Origin of the sequence: Halomonas sp. 3D7M, from assembly GCF_014897885.1 — a bacterium.
Classification (GTDB): Bacteria; Pseudomonadota; Gammaproteobacteria; order Pseudomonadales; family Halomonadaceae; genus Vreelandella.
Map to the genome: position 1 here is coordinate 6,920 of NZ_JABUZF010000268.1, position 17,955 is coordinate 24,874.

General features: G+C 52.0%; 14 protein-coding genes and 1 pseudogene. 12 read left to right on the plus strand and 3 right to left on the minus strand.

The genetic code is table 11. From position 1 onward, the window contains the following. Positions 1-83: 83 nt before the first annotated feature. From INT22_RS17995 to INT22_RS18005, 3 genes are read right to left on the minus strand one after another with little or no spacing between them, the layout of a single operon-like run. Entirely contained in the window at positions 84-1,310 is a 1,227-nt protein-coding gene (locus INT22_RS17995) for a nucleoside permease (RefSeq protein WP_180091266.1), read from the minus strand. A 60-nt stretch (positions 1,311-1,370) separates the two neighbouring features. Next, positions 1,371-2,447, minus strand: a complete 1,077-nt coding sequence (locus tag INT22_RS18000; RefSeq protein WP_193068685.1) for a sugar phosphate isomerase/epimerase family protein — start codon at positions 2,445-2,447, stop codon at positions 1,371-1,373. A gap of 2 nt (positions 2,448-2,449) precedes the next feature. After that, positions 2,450-3,628 (minus strand): Gfo/Idh/MocA family protein, encoded by a 1,179-nt coding sequence (locus INT22_RS18005; RefSeq protein WP_226912880.1) that lies wholly within the window; start codon positions 3,626-3,628, stop codon positions 2,450-2,452. Positions 3,629-3,893: 265 nt separating this feature from the next. Here INT22_RS18005 and INT22_RS18010 point away from each other — a divergent pair, with 265 nt between their 5' ends. The 12 genes and pseudogenes from INT22_RS18010 to INT22_RS21455 form a co-directional block, all read left to right on the plus strand. Then, the gene (locus INT22_RS18010; protein WP_193068686.1) at positions 3,894-4,892 is read left to right on the plus strand and encodes a LacI family DNA-binding transcriptional regulator; all 999 of its coding nucleotides are present in this window, start codon (positions 3,894-3,896) and stop codon (positions 4,890-4,892) included. A 125-nt stretch (positions 4,893-5,017) separates the two neighbouring features. Continuing rightward, positions 5,018-6,028 carry a DctP family TRAP transporter solute-binding subunit gene (locus INT22_RS18015; protein ID WP_193068687.1) on the plus strand — a complete coding sequence of 337 codons (1,011 nt, stop codon included), beginning with the start codon at positions 5,018-5,020 and terminating at the stop codon, positions 6,026-6,028. A 62-nt stretch (positions 6,029-6,090) separates the two neighbouring features. Continuing rightward, a complete protein-coding gene (locus INT22_RS18020; RefSeq protein WP_193068688.1) occupies positions 6,091-6,570 on the plus strand; it encodes a TRAP transporter small permease in 480 nt (159 codons plus the stop codon). Further along, complete coding sequence (locus INT22_RS18025; protein WP_193068689.1) at positions 6,560-7,861, plus strand: TRAP transporter large permease; 1,302 nt, start codon at positions 6,560-6,562, stop codon at positions 7,859-7,861. The genes INT22_RS18020 and INT22_RS18025 overlap by 11 nt, the downstream gene beginning before the upstream one ends. 425 nt (positions 7,862-8,286) lie before the next feature. Further along, positions 8,287-9,261 carry a TAXI family TRAP transporter solute-binding subunit gene (locus INT22_RS18030; RefSeq protein WP_193068690.1) on the plus strand — a complete coding sequence of 325 codons (975 nt, stop codon included), beginning with the start codon at positions 8,287-8,289 and terminating at the stop codon, positions 9,259-9,261. Positions 9,262-9,399: 138 nt separating this feature from the next. After that, the gene (locus INT22_RS18035; RefSeq protein WP_193068691.1) at positions 9,400-11,994 is read left to right on the plus strand and encodes a TRAP transporter permease; all 2,595 of its coding nucleotides are present in this window, start codon (positions 9,400-9,402) and stop codon (positions 11,992-11,994) included. A gap of 11 nt (positions 11,995-12,005) precedes the next feature. Further along, entirely contained in the window at positions 12,006-12,434 is a 429-nt protein-coding gene (locus INT22_RS18040; protein WP_193068692.1) for a universal stress protein, read from the plus strand. A 322-nt stretch (positions 12,435-12,756) separates the two neighbouring features. Further along, positions 12,757-13,575 carry a DUF2189 domain-containing protein gene (locus INT22_RS18045; protein ID WP_089039700.1) on the plus strand — a complete coding sequence of 273 codons (819 nt, stop codon included), beginning with the start codon at positions 12,757-12,759 and terminating at the stop codon, positions 13,573-13,575. A gap of 211 nt (positions 13,576-13,786) precedes the next feature. Further along, positions 13,787-14,290, plus strand: a complete 504-nt coding sequence (locus tag INT22_RS18050; protein ID WP_193068693.1) for a molybdopterin-dependent oxidoreductase — start codon at positions 13,787-13,789, stop codon at positions 14,288-14,290. Next, positions 14,280-16,532: an ATP-binding protein gene (locus INT22_RS18055; RefSeq protein ID WP_193068694.1), complete on the plus strand. Its 2,253-nt coding sequence runs from the start codon at positions 14,280-14,282 to the stop codon at positions 16,530-16,532. Before INT22_RS18050 ends, INT22_RS18055 begins: the two co-directional genes overlap by 11 nt. Next, positions 16,486-17,673 carry a nitric oxide-sensing protein NosP gene (gene nosP / locus INT22_RS18060; RefSeq protein ID WP_193068695.1) on the plus strand — a complete coding sequence of 396 codons (1,188 nt, stop codon included), beginning with the start codon at positions 16,486-16,488 and terminating at the stop codon, positions 17,671-17,673. The genes INT22_RS18055 and nosP overlap by 47 nt, the downstream gene beginning before the upstream one ends. Next, positions 17,645-17,955: pseudogene (locus tag INT22_RS21455) on the plus strand (hybrid sensor histidine kinase/response regulator); the annotation flags it as partial. The gene nosP and the pseudogene INT22_RS21455, both read left to right, overlap by 29 nt.

Below are 17,955 nucleotides of genomic sequence, written 5' to 3' on the forward strand. Positions count from 1 at the left end.
TATATCTGCTAGGACAGTTTTCGTACAAAGCTTAGTAAACCGGGCGCCGCCCACACCCCCGGCTGTTTTTATGCTCTATATCCTTACACGTTAGGCTTAGCCGTTACGCTTTTGTCGTTTTTAAAGGTGAGGTAGAACAGTACCAGCACCGCGATAGCAAAGACCGCTGGGAACATCCAGATGCCTTGCCAGTCGTGCGCGCCGTTGGTGGAGAAGTGATCGGTAATCTGACCCGCGACCCAGAAGCCTATCAGCATGCCTACCCCGTAAGTGGCCAGCGTGATCATGCCCTGGGCAGAGCTTTTGAATTTCTCCCCCGCACGGGCGTCGGTGTAGATTTGGCCGGTTACGAAGAAAAAGTCGTAGCACACGCCATGCAGTGCAATACCGATCAAGAGCATAAACACCATTTCATCGGCGTTACCGAACGCAAACAGCGCATAGCGCAACGCCCAGGCCAACATGCCGATCAGCAAGGTTTTCTTGATACCAAAGCGGTGAATAAAGACCGGTAGCAGCAGCATAAATAGCACTTCTGATACCTGACCCAGGGTCATTTTACCAGTTGGATTGGTCACGCCGATCTCGGCGAGGAAGGGGTTGGCGTTTTGGTAATAAAACGCCAGCGGAATACAAATCAGAATAGAGGCGATAAAGAAGATGGCGTAGTTGCGGTCTTTTAGCAGGGCCAGTGCATCTAGCCCTAGCACTTCTTTTAAGCCCACCGGACCATCTGCTTTAGGCGGCGTCGCGGGAAGGCTAAAGCTATACAGGCCAAGGGCTAAAGACGCGATGGCGCACATCAAGAAGGTGTTACGCAGCATGCCGTCGGCGATGCCTTGCGAAGAGTCCCAAGCGAATAAGTAGCTGATCCCCAGGCCGGCGATAATCCAGCCAATGGTTCCCCATACGCGGATTTTAGCGAACTCCTGGCCTGGATCGCTCATTTGGCGGAAGGAGACTGAGTTAACCAGCGCCAGTGTCGGCATATAAATAATCATATACATCAACACCAACGGGTAAAACGTACTGAAGTCGCTGGCGACATACAGGCCGTACATTAACGCAGCGCCCGCCAAGTGCAGAACACCGAGAATGCGCTCGGCGTTGAAATAACGGTCAGCGATCAAGCCAATAATGAAAGGGGCAATAATCGCTCCCCAGGATTGGGTGGAGAATGCCATGCCAATCTGACCACCGCTGGCGTTGAGGTTGTTGGCCAGGAAGGTGCCCAGGGTGACAAACCAGCCGCCCCAGATAAAGAACTGCAAAAACATCATGATGCTGAGTCGTGTGCGTATCATAGCCATGACGTGATCCTTTGTTGTGGTTGTGTGTTGGTGATTGCTGTCTTGATTTAAAACCGTCAATTAGCGGTGTGAAGGAAGGCCAAGAATTCGGCGGTTGCGCGAAACACTGGTGGTGACACCGGCAAAATCATCAAAAGCGCGACCGGCGGGTTGAATCAGATGTGCCTCGATAAAGGGAGCGCCCTCTGCAGCACCCTGGGCGGCGTCTTTAATGCAGCACTCCCACTCAAGCACCGCCCAGCCATCAAATCCGTACTGCGTCAGGCGGCTAAAAATCCCGTTGAAATCAATCTGCCCATCGCCTAATGAACGGAAGCGGCCGGGGCGTTCTACCCAGCCTTGGTAACCGCCATAAACGCCGCTGCGGCCATTGGGGTTAAATTCAGCATCTTTAACGTGAAACATGCCGATACGCTCGTGGTAGCGGTCGATAAATTCGAGATAATCCAACTGCTGCAGCAGTAAGTGGCTGGGGTCATAAAGAATTTTCGCCCGTGGATGGTTGTCCACTGCCGCCAGGAACCGTTCGAAAGACGCACCGTCGTGAAGATCCTCGCCAGGGTGAATTTCAAAGCACAGGTCAACGCCTGCCTCATCAAAGGCATCCAGAATTGGCCGCCACCGCCGGGCCAACTCGCTGAACCCTTCTTCGACTAGCCCATCAGGACGTTGGGGCCAGGGGTAAACGAAGGGCCATAGCAGCGCCCCGGAGAACGTCGCGTGGGCCGTTAAGCCAAGCCGTTGGCTGGCTTTGGCAGCCAGCTTTAGCTGCTCAATGGCCCACTCGGTACGCTCCTGGGGCTTGCCGTGTAACTCTGCAGGCGCGAAATCATCGAATAAGTCGTCGCAAGCGGGATGCACGGCGACCAGTTGGCCCTGTAAGTGGGTAGAGAGTTCGCTGATCACAACGCCGGCTCTTTCGCAGCGGGCGTTAAGCTCATCGCAGTAACTTTGGCTTTCAGCGGCCTTGCGCAGGTCGATAAAACGACTATCTACAGTGGGGAGCTGAATGGCTTGATAGCCCTGTTCGGCCGCCCAGCGAGCGATTGCATCGAGGCTATCGAAAGGCGCCTCGTCGCCGATAAACTGGGCCAGGAAAATGGCGGGCCCGCGGATGCCTTGGTGAGTGTTGGGCATGATTAGGCTCCTGGTAGTTGAGTAGCAGGCAACGGTGTCCATTTTTGTTCGCTTTTGGCGCTAGTGGTGACGGCCTCGATAAACGCCATGCCACGTAGCCCGGAGGCCATGCCGGGAACGCCCTCAACGTCGCCTTGCTCGCCTTGATGAATGGCGTGGGCAAAGTCGCGGTAAAGGTTGCCGAGTGCTTCCAGATACCCCTCAGGGTGACCGCCGGGCAGGCGCAAGCGCTGCAGCGCGCTGGGGGAAAGGTCGGGTTGGTCGATGCCCGCACGGAGGGTGCGCATCGGTGCTTGAAGCGGGCGGTAGAGCAGGCTGTTGGGCTCCATTTGGTGCCACTCAAGCGCCCCTTTATCACCGTAAATACGAATTTTGAGCGCGTTTTCTTCCCCGCTGCAGACTTGGCTGGCGATGAGGGTGCCGCTGGCGCCTTGATCGGTGCGCAGCAGCACATCGCCGTCATCGTCCAGTTGGCGGCCATCGGCGTGGCTGGCAAGCGAGGCGCATAGCTCGCTAACACGATGTCCGGAAATAAACTCGGCGAGGCCGAAAGCGTGGGTGCCAATGTCGGCCATGCAGCCGCTAATACCTGCGAGTGAAGGGTCGGTGCGCCAGGCGGCCTGCTTATTACCCTGCTGTTCTAAACGCTCGCCTAACCAGCCCTGGGGGTACTCCACATGAATTTTGCGAATGCTACCTATTTGGCCCTCGCTCACCATTTGTCGGGCTTGCCATACCATGGGGTAGCCTAAGTAGGTATGCGCCAAGCCATACAGGCAGCCGCTGGCATGCCAGCTTTCTGCTAAGCGCTGGGCTTCTTGGAGCGATACTGCTGCCGGTTTTTCGCAGAACACATGAAAGCCTGCCTGCATGGCCGCTTCCGCGATCGGTACGTGAAGATGGTTGGGCGTTACGATCACCAATAACTGCATGCGCTGTTCGGCGGGAAGTTGCTGCTCGCTTCCCAGTAATTGCTGCCAGTCAGCGTAAACACGTTCTTCGGGTAGGTGGCACGCTTCGCCGGTCATCTGGTTGTTATCCGCCGAGCGGCTAAAGGCGCCACATACCAGCTCGCAGGTGTCGTCGAGGCGAGCAGCTAGGCGGTGAACTTGGCCGATAAACGCCCCTTGTCCGCCGCCGATCATGCCTAAGCGGATGCGGGATTGATTGGGTCGCGGCATAGAGAGGCTCCTGCTTTAATAAAGCGTTTGATTTTTCAGGTGGCGCTTGTTCAGGTTGCGCTAGTGCAGTCGATAATGTAACCGGTTACATTTGGTTTGAAGTTAGGGCTTCACGCTATAAGCGTCAATGCGACAAAGGTCTATCGGTGCTTGAGAAGGGGTGGAAAATAGCGCGCTGAGTTTAACGCTGGAATACGTTAAGCTGACCATGAATAATGCCGCGCAACCATCTGCTTACGGCGATTACCTAGTGATAAGGGAGGCCATGACCAATATACGTAAGGTCGCCGAGTTGGCGGGGGTGTCGGTCGCGACCGTATCACGCGCGTTAAAGTCGCCGGATATCGTCTCGCCGACCACCCGAGAAAAAGTGCTGAAGGCCGTTGATCAAGCGGGCTACAAACCCAATTTGATGGCGGTTCAGTTTCGCTCACAGCGCACTTATAACTTGGTGGTTTTAGTACCCACTATCGCAAATACCTTCTTTGCGCGGGTAATCAGCGGCATTCAGGAAGCGGCCCAAGAACGTGGCTACGGCGTTCTGCTGTGTAATACGCTCGGAAATGAGGCGATGGAAATCCAATACGCCAGTTTAGTCAGTACCCGTCAGGCAGATGGCGTGATTCAACTGCGTGCTTTTAATCCTTTTTCTGAAAAGGCGTTTCCCGCTGGTGCGGTATTGCCCATGATCAATGCCTGCGAGGTGCTGGACGATGCTCCCTGTCCCACCGTCAAACTCGATAACCGAGCGGCAGCCCGTGAGGCCACCGAGCACTTGATCTCCCTGGGGCATCGTCGAATCGGCATGATTAAAGGGCCTCGGCGCAGCCCCTTGACCCGTGACCGTCAACAAGGCTACCAGGATGCGTTGATCGCGGCGGGCATTCCGTTAGATGAGAGACTACTTTGTCCTGGCGATTTCACGCCACTTTCTGGCTATCAGGCGGCTGAAACGCTTATTGCTTTAGCGGAGCGCCCCTCCGCCATTTTTTGTGAAAGCGATGAAATGGCCATAGGTGCTATAAGCCGTATCAAAGAAGCGGGTCTACAGATTCCAAAGGATATTTCGGTGACAGGTTTTGATGATATTGCGTTTGCTTCCTATAGCGATCCTCCGTTGACCACGATTGCCCAACCAGCGGAAGCGTTCGGACGTGAAGCAGTTGCGATGTTGATCGAGGTGCTGGAAGGGAGGCAAGTAGACAATTTAGTTTTGCCCTACACCCTGGTATCAAGGAAAAGTACGGCAGAATGCTTACCCTAGACATCTTTCTTTCGCGCCCTAAGTGCATACAATAAGTTAGGCTCTTTGATGAGCCTCATAATGGGTATAAACGCAGGCTTTAAAACACGCACACCATAAAAATAGTTAAAAAAGGATCGACAATAATGACGCTGACACGCTCTATGGCTCGTTTAACGGTAGGTTTAGCTGGTGCGGCCTTACTCTCGGCTTCTTTCTCTGCACAAGCACGTGAACTCTCTGTTTCCACTGTTTTATCTGATGCTTTCCCATGGGGGCAGGCGGCGGAAAAGTGGGCGGAGTTGGTGGAAGAGCGCAGTGGTGGAGAACTAACGCTGCGGGTTTACCCGAACTCTCAGTTGGTTTCCGGTGACCAAACTCGTGAGTTTTCGGCCATGCGTTCGGGGCTAATTGATGCTGCGGTAGGCTCGACGATTAACTGGTCGCCTCAGGTTCCTGAACTGAATTTATTCTCTTTACCATTCTTTATTCCCGATGAAGCTGCTGTGGATGCCGTTACTGGCGGCGAAGCCGGTGAGTTGGTCTTTGCAGCGATTGAGTCTCGCGGTGTTATGCCGCTGGCCTGGGGCGAAAATGGCTTCCGCCAAGTGTCGAACTCCCGTGGGCCGATTAGTCAGCCAGAGGATTTGGATGGTCTGAAAATCCGCGTGGTTGGCTCACCGCTGTTCCAGGATACCTTCTCTGCCCTTAACGCAGATCCGACGCAAATGAGTTGGACAGATGCTCAGCCAGCGTTAACCACTGGCGCGGTTGACGGGCAGGAAAATCCGCTTTCAGTATTTGATGTTGCGCGTATTGATCAGGTGGGCCAGGAGCACTTAACGCTCTGGAACTACATGAATGACCCGCTAATTTTTGCGGTTAACCAGCAGGTATGGCAATCGCTTGATGAAGAACAGCAAGTGCTGTTGCGTGAAACTGCCATTGAAGCGGGGGAGTGGGAAATCGCCATGACGCGTGAGGAAGAAAGCGAGCGCCTGGCGGCTATTCAAGAGCGCGGTGTCACAGTAACCGAGCTTTCCGATGAGCAGTATCAGGCGTTTGTCGATGCCACGCAGTCCGTTTACGAAAAATGGGCCCCGCGCATTGGGGAAGACGTGGTTAACGCAGCTCGGTCGGCTATCGACGCACGTTAATAGCTCCTTAGTGTTTTAACTGCCGGCCTTTAGGGCCGGTAGCTTTTTTTTGTGAGGCTGCCATGAAAGGCTTTCCCGATGCACGCCCTGAACGCTGGCTGGGCGCGCTGTCACTTATTATTATTTCGTTGATTAGTCTGGGAAATGTGGTCACACGTTACCTGACTGGCGGCTCATTCTCGTTTACCGAAGAATTTTCCGTATTTTTACTGGTGGTGCTTACATTCGCAGGGGCATCGGTGGCGCTTAGGCGAAACCGTCATATTCGTATTGTTTTTTTGGAGCGGGCGCTACCTGGGCGCTGGCGCAGCGCACTTATTCTATTTCAAGCGCTATGTGGGGTAACCGTTCTGGGCTTGATCACTTGGTATGGTGGAAAGCTAGCCTGGCAAGAGTACCAATGGGAATCGCTATCGCCGGGGTTAGGGTTGCCTCAGTGGTGGTACTTAGTATGGCTTCCGATATTATCCTTTGCCATGGTATGGCGTCTCGTTCAGCAAACCCGAGATCGATTAAACGGAGGGCTGGATAATGACGCCTGATATTTGGATGATTCTTGCCTTTGCCGGATTTTTGATAGCGGGTGTGCCCGTGGCATTTTCGCTCGCGTTAGCTGGTTCAGTGGGTATTGTGGCTGGGCTTTCGCCAGATATGTTGGCGACGCTAGGCACCAATACCTATAACAGCATTGCCAAGTACCCTTTAATCGCGATACCGCTATTCATACTGACAGGTCTGATTTTTGAGCGCTCAGGTGTGGCGTTGCGCTTGGTACGCTTTGCTCAGGCGCTTATTGGGCCTCGTCATGGCGGTCTGGCGCTGGTTGCGGTACTAGTGTGCATGATTATGGGTGGCATGAGTGGCTCGGGCCCGGCGGATGCAGCGGCAGTGGCCATGGTAATGCTGCCAAGCATGACAAAAGCGGGCTATCCAAAGCCATTTTCCGCAACCCTTATTGCCGCATCGGCATCCACCGCTATCTTAATCCCTCCTTCTGTGGCGCTAATTCTTTACTCGATTGTGGTGCCCGGTGTCGATCTGCGCGCGTTATTTGCCGCAGGACTTTTTCCCGGCATTTTGGCAGGGCTAGCGCTGCTGGTGCCTGCGATGATCGTTGCTAAGCGTTACGGCTGGGAAGGAACACCGGTAGCAGGTGCTGAAACCTTGACCGTGTGTACGACGTTTAGGCAAGCGTTGCCCGCTTTGTTTGCTCCAGTGCTTATTTTAGGGGGGCTGCGCTCAGGCCTATTTACCCCGACAGAAGCCGCCGTTGTAGCGGTTGCCTATGGCACCATTGTGGGGCTGTTTTTGACGAAAGAGCTTTCGTTACGTGACCTGTGGGAATTGTTAGGAGAGGCCGCGATTATTTCTGGAGTGGTGATGTTGATTATCGCTCTAGCGGGCATTTTTGCTTGGGCTGGTACAATGCTGGGGACTTTCCGTCATTTGGCAGAGTGGATTATTGGCTTAACGGACAACGGTGTTTTGCTGTTGGTGCTGGTCATGCTAGCAGTATTAGTCGCTGGCATGCTGCTTGACGCTATTTCTATCTATCTCATCATGATGCCAGTGCTGATACCCGTTATGCAGCACTTTGAATGGAACCCCGTTTGGTTCGGCATTCTGCTAGCCATGAACATCGCTATTGGTCAATTTACCCCGCCGGTTGCGGTGAATTTAATGGTAACCACTGAGGTTGCCAAAATCCGTTTGGAAGAGACTTTGGGGTGGGCATTGCTATTTGTTGTGGCGATGGGATGTGCGCTTGCTCTTGTGGCCATTTTTCCAAGTATTGCGCTGTGGTTGCCATCTGTACTTGGTTATAACGTCTAACACACCTATGCCTGACGTCATTCGTCATAAGATGTTCAATCCGCTATACGCTATGCGAATACGGCATGGCTATTAACGGTAACTAAACGTAATTCATCGGTAATCTGAGTTTGTTGTCTGAGCTGCTTGTGGTAGGCAATGTCATCTACCGTGTGCATTGCCTCTAAGCGTTAAGTTTATCTGTTGAACAGTAGGACTTAATTGCAAGCACTGGGATGTGTATGGGCGTTATATCGGTAATGACTTGCCGTGTATTTCGCCAAGTATGTTTTTTTTCGCTAAAGTAGTAAGTGTCGGCTGTATTAGTCGGCGTTGATAACAGATTGTCTTGAAAACGTTTTGGCAGAAAAACACCTGAGGGAACCGTTCAGCAGGTGAAGTTAAAGCGTATAACGCTCACAACATCAAGATAAAGAGGTGTGTCCATGAAACGCCATGTATTTTCCACTGCCGCCTTCTCCGGCGCGCTGATTGCAGCCGCTACGTTTGCATCTCCGGCGGTTGCACAGGAACGCTTCATCACTATCGGTACCGGTGGCCAAACAGGTGTGTACTACGTAGTCGGTCAGTCGATCTGTCGATTGGTGAACCGTCTGGAAGACGCAGACATCAAATGTAATGCACCTTCTACTGGTGGCTCCGTCGCCAATATCAACGGTATCAAATCCGGCGAATTGGACATGGGTGTCGCTCAGTCGGATGTTCAGTACCAAGCTTACAACGGTACTGGGAATTTTGAAGGAGAACCTTACGAAGAGCTGAGAGCGGTGTTCCGTGTTCACGGTGAACCCTTAACTCTGCTTGCGCGTGCTGACTCAGGAATCGAGACACTCGATGATCTGGAAGGTAAGCGCGTCAATATTGGTAATCCAGGTTCAGGCCAGCGTAACACCATGGAAGTGGTGATGGACGCGAAAGGTTGGACCGAAGATACCTTCGCCTTAGCATCTCAGCTTGATGCCGCAGAGCAAGCGGCAGCTCTTGCTGATAATAACGTTGATGCCATGGTTTATGTGGTGGGCCACCCCAATGGTTCCATCCAAGAAGCTACTACCACCGTTGATGCTCGCCTGATTTCACTTAATGACGAAGACATTCAGGGCATCGTTGATGAATACCCCTACTATTCAACATCGGTAATTCCGGGTGGTCTGTATCGTGGTAACGACGAAGATGTCGAAACTTTCGGCGTGGCGGCTACCTTTGTAACCACTGCTGAAGCTGACGAAGACGTTATCTACCAGACCGTCAAGGCAGTTTTCGATAACTTTGATCGCTTCAAACGCCTGCATCCGGCCTTCGAGAACCTTGATCCGGAAGATATGGTGACCCAGGGGCTTTCTGCACCCCTGCATGATGGGGCTGCGCGTTACTACCGTGAACAAGGCTGGATCGAGTAACCGTATAGCTTGACGTACTGTTACCTTGGTAAGAAATGCGCGGTTACCCCAGGGTGCCGCGCATTTTAGTTTAGAATGTTTTATAGGGCATTTCGATATGGCAATTATGCGTCAATCGTCTCGGAGAAGGGCAGGCATATGACTGAAGATAAGAATAGACCTTCGGGAGCCGGAGTAGACTTGGAGGATATGGTAGCCTCCAGTGACACGGGAGCCCGTAAACCGACCGGCATGCCCGGTAAGCTCTTGGTAAGCATTGCAGCGGCATGGTCTCTTTTTCAATTGTGGATCGCTTCTCCAGTGCCCTTCATTTTGGGGTTTGGCGTTTTTAATGCCACAGAAGCTCGCTCTATCCACTTAGCCTTTGCGCTGTTTCTGGCGTATATGGCCTATCCGGCACTCAAGCGTTCACCTCGTGACCGTATTCCGATCCAGGACTGGATACTTGCAGCAACAGCAGCCTTTTGTGGCGCTTACATGTTCATGTTTTATGAGCAACTATCCCAGCGCCCCGGCGCACCAATAATGCAGGACGTTATTATTGGTATCGCAGGGATACTGCTACTGCTAGAAGCGACTCGTCGTGCGCTTGGCCCGCCGTTGATGATCGTGGCGTCAGTTTTCCTTATCTATAGCTTGGCTGGCCCTTGGATGCCGGGCATTCTTTCACATGGTGGTGTTAGTCTATTTGGCTTGATTAATCACCAATGGTTGACGACTCAGGGGGTCTTCGGTATCGCTCTAGGGGTCTCAACTAGCTTCGTGTTCCTATTTGTGTTGTTCGGTGCTTTGCTAGATAAGGCTGGTGCTGGCAACTACTTTATTAAAGTTGCATTTTCGCTGCTTGGTCACTATCGCGGTGGTCCAGCGAAAGCTGCTGTAGTCGCTTCTGCAATGACCGGTTTGATTTCCGGTTCTTCGATTGCCAATGTTGTGACCACCGGTACTTTTACGGTGCCAATGATGAAGCGGGTAGGGTTTTCTTCCGAAAAGGCGGGTGCAGTCGAAGTGGCGTCATCGGTCAACGGGCAGATTATGCCTCCGGTGATGGGGGCTGCCGCCTTCCTGATGGTCGAGTATGTAGGTATTTCTTATGTCGAAGTAATTAAGCATGCCTTCTTGCCTGCACTGATTTCGTATATCGCGCTGGTCTATATCGTTCACCTGGAAGCCCTAAAAGCCAATATGCAAGGGCTTCAAAGCAGCAATCCGCCTAAGCCGCTGGTCAATAAAGTGGTCGGTTTTCTCGGTGGTCTGCTACTGATGATGATCACCGCTCTGGGGGTCTATTATGGCCTCGGTTGGCTCAAGCCGGTACTGGGCGACGCTACTCCCTGGGTGGTGGCCGTTGGGCTGACAGTGATTTATATCGCACTACTCAAACTGGCGGCAGGTTACCCCGAACTTGAGCTCGATGATCCTAACCAGCCAATCTATTCACTGCCGCAGACGAAGCCTACAGTGCTGGTTGGCTTGCAGTACATTCTACCTGTCATTGTGTTGGTCTGGTGTCTGATGGTCGAGCGCTTGTCGCCAGGACTGTCGGCTTTTTGGGCCACTGTTTTCATGATCTTCATCATTCTTACTCAACGCCCCATCACGTCGATCTTTAGGGGGCGCGGCGATATGGCTGCGGATTTGCGTGAAGGTGCTATGGATCTGTGGAGCGGTTTAGTCACCGGCGCTCGCAACATGATTGGTATCGGCATCGCCACTGCCACCGCTGGCATCATTGTCGGTGCTGTATCGCAGACTGGGGTGGGTCTGGTACTGGCCGAGGTAGTGGAAACGCTTGCCATGGGTAACTTGATGCTGATTTTACTGCTTACTGCAGTGCTCAGTTTGATTCTTGGCATGGGGTTGCCTACGACGGCTAACTACATTGTAGTATCTGCGCTACTGGCGCCAGTTATCGTCAGCTTAGGTGCTGAAAATGGCCTGCTAGTGCCATTGATTGCGGTACACCTGTTTGTGTTTTATTTCGGCATCATGGCGGATGTTACGCCGCCGGTGGGGCTGGCGTCCTTTGCAGCGGCGGCAGTATCGGGTGGCGATCCCATTCGGACAGGCTTCCAGGCTTTCTATTACAGCCTTCGTACCGCGGCGCTACCGTTCTTGTTCATCTTCAATACCGACCTGCTGTTAATCGATGTGACCTTCCTCCAGGGAATTTTGATCTTTGTCGTCTCGACTATCGCTATGCTGATCTTCGCCGCAGCAACCCAGGGTTTCATGATTACACGCAACCGTTGGTATGAGTCTATTGTGCTGCTGCTGATCGCGTTCACGCTGTTCCGCCCCGGTTTCTGGATGGATATGATCCATGATCCCTATGAGTCGATATCGCCTGACCAATTCGTTGAAGCGCTGGGCAGTGTCGACGAAGACTCTACCCTGCGCTTGCAGATTGCGGGCCTTGATGACTACGGTGATCCCATGACGACCTACATGACACTTCCGGTGCCAGAGGGTGAAACGGGACAAGAGCGGCTCGACAACCTGGGCATGGAGCTTTTTATTGAGGATGGTAAGGCGACCGTTGATATGGTGGCTTATGGCAGCCAAGCTGCAGACCTCGGTTTCGACTTTGATCAAGAAATCATTGAGGTACTGGCTCCTGTTGACCGTTGGACTAAAGAGCTGATGTGGATTCCTGCGTTCCTGGTCTTTGGGCTGATTGTATTGATGCAGCGTCGGCGTCGTAATAACACGTCAGCTACTGCTGCCGCATGAAGGAGAATGCCATGTACAGCAAGATCATGTTGCCGGTGGACCTGAATGAGGAAGCTTCTTGGTCAAAGGCGCTGCCTACAGCCCTGACGTTATGTCGCACTTTTGGTGCTTCGCTACATGTGGTTACGGTACTGCCGGATTACCGTATGCCGATGGTGGGTTCCTATTTTCCCAAGGACTTCGCTAAAAAGGCGCATGCAGCGATAACCGATGCACTTCATGACTTCATTAAGGAGAAAGTGCCTGAGGACATTCAGGTACAAAGTGTCACTGTGGATGGTTCCCCGTGGGAGGGGATTATCAAGGCTGGTAAGAAACTGGATGTGGACCTGATCGTTATGGCATCACATAACAAGCGTAAGTTTGTAGATTATGTCTTGGGGCCTAACGCTGAACATGTGGTTCATCACTCCAAGGTATCGGTAATGATCGTGCGCTGACGTTTCAATACCGAGTTGTTTGTTAAGCGAACTCCAGGCCATTTGGCCTGGAGTTTTTGTTTGTGAGGTTATATTAACGCTGGCTAACGCATCGAATAAATTGTCGTTAATAGCATGAAAGCAGGATTTTTTGTACGCGATGTCGCCAGACAGCCCCACCATGTCATTGCTCAGCTACATTAAAGGTACGTTAAGCCATTAACCCATGGTTAACGAACTCATGCATGTGGCAACTTTTTCAGGGTATCGGGCAAGTTCGATCTCAACCTGAATGGGGTCTAAAGGCCACCGCTGCATTGGGGTAAATCTAAGGAGTCATGCTATGAATGCAGCTACAACAAAAACGCACGGCCGAGCAGATATGCCTAATGTAAAAATCACTATTAATAAGGTGGGAATGGATCGGCCGCGTGCATGGCTTGCCGCGGGGTTCGAGGACTTTCGTCGCGCAACTGCTATCAGTTTAACCTACGGCATGTTTTGGGTGGGATTAAGCATAGCCATTACAGCGGGTGCAATAACACTCGGCTATTGGTACTGGTTATTACCTATGATCGCTGGGTTTATGTTTGTTGGGCCACTGGTGGCGGTAGGCTCCTATGGCATTAGTCTTGCTCTTGAGCGGGGAAGGGTTCCTAACCTTGGCGATGCCTTCGGCAGTTGGCGTCCGCACGCAGGCCAGTTGGCGATGATGGGCGTGATGATGATGATTTTCTTCCTCGCCTGGATTCGTCTTGCAACGCTGCTGTTCGCGTTGTTCTTTGGCTTTGAAGTACCTAGTCCAGAAACCCTTTACACATCACTCCTAACCACGCCTGAAGGCTTGGGCATGATTGCAGTAGGTTCAGTGGCAGGCGGTATTCTCGCTTTCGGTGCGTTTGCGATTAGCTCAGTGGCTATCCCAACGCTAATGGATCAAGATCTTACTTTTATGGAGGGTATCGAAGCTAGCGTGCGCTGTGTTGCCAAAAACTTCCGTCCGATGCTGTTGTGGGCTGCTATTTTGACAGGCTGCGTCTTGATTGGTGTGCTTACGTTTTACATTGGCTTGGCACTCATTTTACCCGTTTTAGGCCATGCAACATGGCATGCTTATGAAGAATTGGTGCGCTTTGAGCCAGTCGAAAAGCTTGAGACCTAACGGTCAGAAAGTCTTGAAATGTTGAGCCTCAAACGCGTTGCTAAGTAAAAACATACTTAACCTGACTATGTGAAAGAGATAGCGTAACCTTTGCGCTATCTCTTTTTTATCCAGAGTCCTGCCTGTCTTGATAGTTGACAGAAACGGTCCTGTTTTCAAGATATTGTGTCGTGAGGTAAGCGTTGTGAAAGCGTTTTTACTGGGAGGGATTATGCTGTTGCTCAGCATTCCCGTGACGGGTCATATGCGGACAGAGGCCTCCCTCGATATGCCCGAAGGGCCTGTTATTCTCACAGTCAACGGTGGCATAACACATTTCAACGCAGCCCAGGGCGCACTCTTTGACCGTGATATGTTACAAGCTTTGCCACAGCACTCCTTTGAAACGGGCACGCCGTGGACTGAGGGCAGTAGTACTTATAGCGGACCGCTGATGCGCACATTATTAGAGCATGTCGGGTTGCCTGGTTCTGGAAATAGCTCTGGAAATAGCGTTTACGTCTCCGCTTTAAACGGGTTCGAAGCGGAAATACCGATCAGTGATTTTTATAAGTATGATGTGATCCTAGCATTAGAGCGGAACGGGCAAAGCATTCCCATCCGTGAGTACGGCCCTTTGTGGGTGCTTTATCCTTTCAGCCAAGATGAGGCTCTTTTAAGTGAAAAAATGCGTTTTAGAGCTGTTTGGCAAGTTATGCAGATAAATGTCCGTTAGTCAGTCTATTTCTCGGGCTCCCCGCCTGCTGCGTTATCCGCGTCGCTTTAAAGTGGTTGCTATGATTACCGTCCTGCTGTTCGCGGCAGCTCTGGTAGTGGCAGCCTTAGCGGCTTGGCGTCAGGATAATTTGACACAAAGTTTGAGAGAAGATACGGCTTGGGTAGTTTATAAGCTTGATCGCGATGCGATTCAGCTATTCAACCACTTACTGGCGGCCACCCGTGGCCCGATTTCACCTTCCGATCAGGACGATCTGAACCTGCACTTCGAACTGCTCTATAGTCGAATGACGCTGTTGCAAGAGGGCGAAGTGAGCCTGCTGTTAGACAATATCAGTATGGCAAAAGCGTTGTTAGTTCAAATTCAGCAGCAGCTAGATACGCTAGACCCTATGTTTGAACCTCATGCATCTTTACCTCAGCCGCCGATTGCTGAGCTAGAGGAAGAGCTGTTGGTGCTAACTCGACTGACAGAGCGATTTGTTATCGCTATTAATGGTTATCTAGCGGAGTCTGCTACTGAAGAGCGCGTGCTATTAAATATTTTATATAAGCTTTTAATGTCGCTATTGGTGGGAATGAGTTTCGCTGTATTGCTGGTAATTGTGTTTCTGGTGCGTGAAATGCGAGAAAGCGCCTCCGCTCGTCGTGAGCAAGAGCAACTTAGCCATCAACTAGAAATCACTGCCACGCAGGCACAGGCCGCGAATCACGCTAAATCTGACTTTTTAGCGATGGTTAGCCATGAAATTCGCACGCCGCTCAACGGTGTTATTGGCATGAGTGAGTTGCTACGTGAACCATCTAGCCTTGCGCAAGTAGAAGACTATGCTCGTACGATTCATGACAGCGCTAATCAGTTGCTAGCGATGATCAATGAGATTCTTGATTTTTCAAAGATTGAAGCGGGGCACCTAACGCTTGAAACTGCGCCCACTGCCCTTAAACCACTAGTCGACAGCGTTATATCGCTTTTTGAGCCTCGCGCTAAGGAAAAAGGCCTGCAGTTAACGTTATATGTTGATCCTTTAGTACCGGCATGGGTAATGATCGATGCCAGCCGATTGCGCCAGATTTTGCTTAACCTCATCACAAACGCTATTAAATTTACTGACCATGGTAAAGTCAATATACGTATTTATTCCACGGTAAAGAGCCTGTTATTTGAAGTTTGTGATACCGGTTGTGGCTTAAATGAGGAGCAACAGGCGTCACTGTTTGAGCCATTTCAACAAGCGGATGAGTCAGTTGCTCGTCGGTTTGGCGGTACTGGGTTAGGTTTGGCGATTTGTAAACGCTTAAGCGAAGCCATGCAAGGACGACTAGGGGTTCGTAGCACTCCTGGGCAGGGCAGCACATTTTGGTGCGAGTTGCCCCTTGTAGAAGCCAGCCCCGTCACCGCTCCATTGCCGCCCGAACCAACGCAGGATTTTACAGGCACATCCTTACTACTTGTGGAAGACAATGCCGTCAATCGTAAAGTTGCCATTGGGCTACTGTCGCGCCTTGGATGTGATGTCGTCTGTGCTGAAAATGGCCAAGATGCTCTGGACATGGTGCAGACTCAGCAGGTGCACCTTATCTTTATGGATATTCAGCTACCGGATATCGATGGCATCACCGTGACCAAAAGGCTTCGCTCTCAAGGCGGTTGGCTGGCTAACGTGCCGATTGTGGCCATGACGGCTGGCGGCGTGGAAGATGTTCGCCAACGCTGCCTAGCAGCGGGAATGAACGATTACATTACCAAACCGCTATCCTTACTTGCCCTTAGCCATGTGCTGTCACTGCAGCTGTTTACGGCTTCGCGCCCAGACGCCTTGTCGGTGTTGCCTTTAGATCAGGAGCAGCAAGAGTTACAGCCACTCCTTAACCGTGCAACACTAGAGTCCCTGGTTATGTCATTGGGAGCTGAAAGTGTCGATCAGGTCATCATGCTTTATTACCAGCAAGTGAGTGATTACTCTGCGCAGTTGGCTGCTTACCTAAGGAACGCGGAATTTCTGACAACGGAGCAAGCCAAGCAAGTGGCGCGCTTAGCACATCAGCTGCGCGGCGAATCGCTCGGTGTTGGGGCAGAGCGTTTGGCCGCTGAGGCTAAACGGCTCGAAATAATCGCCAGTAACAGTGCGTCTTCACCGCAAGATTTTACTGAAACCATGAGTCTGTTGAGGCAAACCGCTTCGCGAACTCATGCAGCGTTGGAGAAATGGCGCCGTGACGATAGCACCGAAGAATAGCGGTATTCAGATCGCTGCCAGCAACCAGCTTAATCCCTTCCAAGCCGCCGATGAACTGGCTCAGCAGCTAGGCCATGAGCACTTAGGTTTTGTGCTGTTTTTTTGCAGTGCAGAGTATCCGTTAGAGGAACTAGCAACTGCCCTTGGTGGTGCGTTTGATAAGGTGCCGATGAGTGGTTGCACGACGGCGGGCGAGATTACACCGCAAGGCTATGACCGAGGCTCTGTGGTTGCGATAGGTTTTGATAGTCGCGTGTTTGCAATTGAAACCGCACTGGTAGACGACCTTGAACACTTTGACCTTAGCCGCGCACAACCGCTCGTCGATACCTTGCTGGAGCGTTGTCGACAGCAGGCGGTTGCACCGGTGAACGAGCATAGCTTTGCCCTCACGTTACTAGATGGTTTGTCCAGCCGTGAAGAACAGGTATTAGCAACCCTAGATGCTGCTCTTGGCCGTATACCCAGCTTTGGCGGCTCGGCCGGTGATGATAATCACCTTACCCATACCCATGTTTATGCTAATGGGCATTTTCATACCCGCGCCGCCGTGGTGGTAATGCTTAACACGCGGCTCCCGTTTGAGGTGTTTTCTACCCATCATCTTGAACCGCTTGCCCATAAATTGGTGGTAACAGAGGCTGACCGGGAGCAGCGCCGAGTGCTAGAGCTTAACGGGTTACCTGCTGCTGACGTGTATGCAGCGTTAGTTGGCTGTTCTGTTGATACGCTATCGCCATCCATTTTTGCCCAGCACCCGCTGGCAGTTTATATCGGCGGCCAACACTATATTCGTTCAATACAACGCGTGAATGAAGATGCTAGCCTAACGTTTTACTGTGCGGTGGAAACGGGCATTGTGCTCACCGCGATGCGGCCTGCGCCGTTACTCTTAGATCTAGAGGTGATGCTACAGCGCGTGCAACAACGCCTGGGTGCAACACCTTCGATTATAGGCTGTGATTGTTTCTTAAGGCGTATGGCGCTTGAGTCTTTGCAGCAGTTGGATCAAGCGTCAGCGCTGCTTCGTCAGGCACGAGTGGTGGGGTTTAATACCTACGGCGAACATCATCATGGCATGCACGTAAACCAAACCTTTACGGGGGTGGCTTTTGGCGCTCTTCCAACTAGCGGCGGATAGCGATACTGCGGCGGATAATGCCACGCTGCGCGAGGAAAACCGCCGTTTGCGTAAGGTTTGCCAGGCGCTGATGGAGCGTGTGGAGTCCGGAGCAAGCCCTAACAGCGCCCCTTATGCAGCGTTTGAGCGCTCGGTGCTGCTGGCAGAGCAAGTACGCGAACGCACCGACGCACTTCACCGCACATTAGATGAGCTTAGCCAAGTGAATGCACGACTGCTGGCGGCGAATGCTGAAGCGGAGGCGGCCAATCTTTCCAAAACGAAATTTTTAGCGGCGGTTAG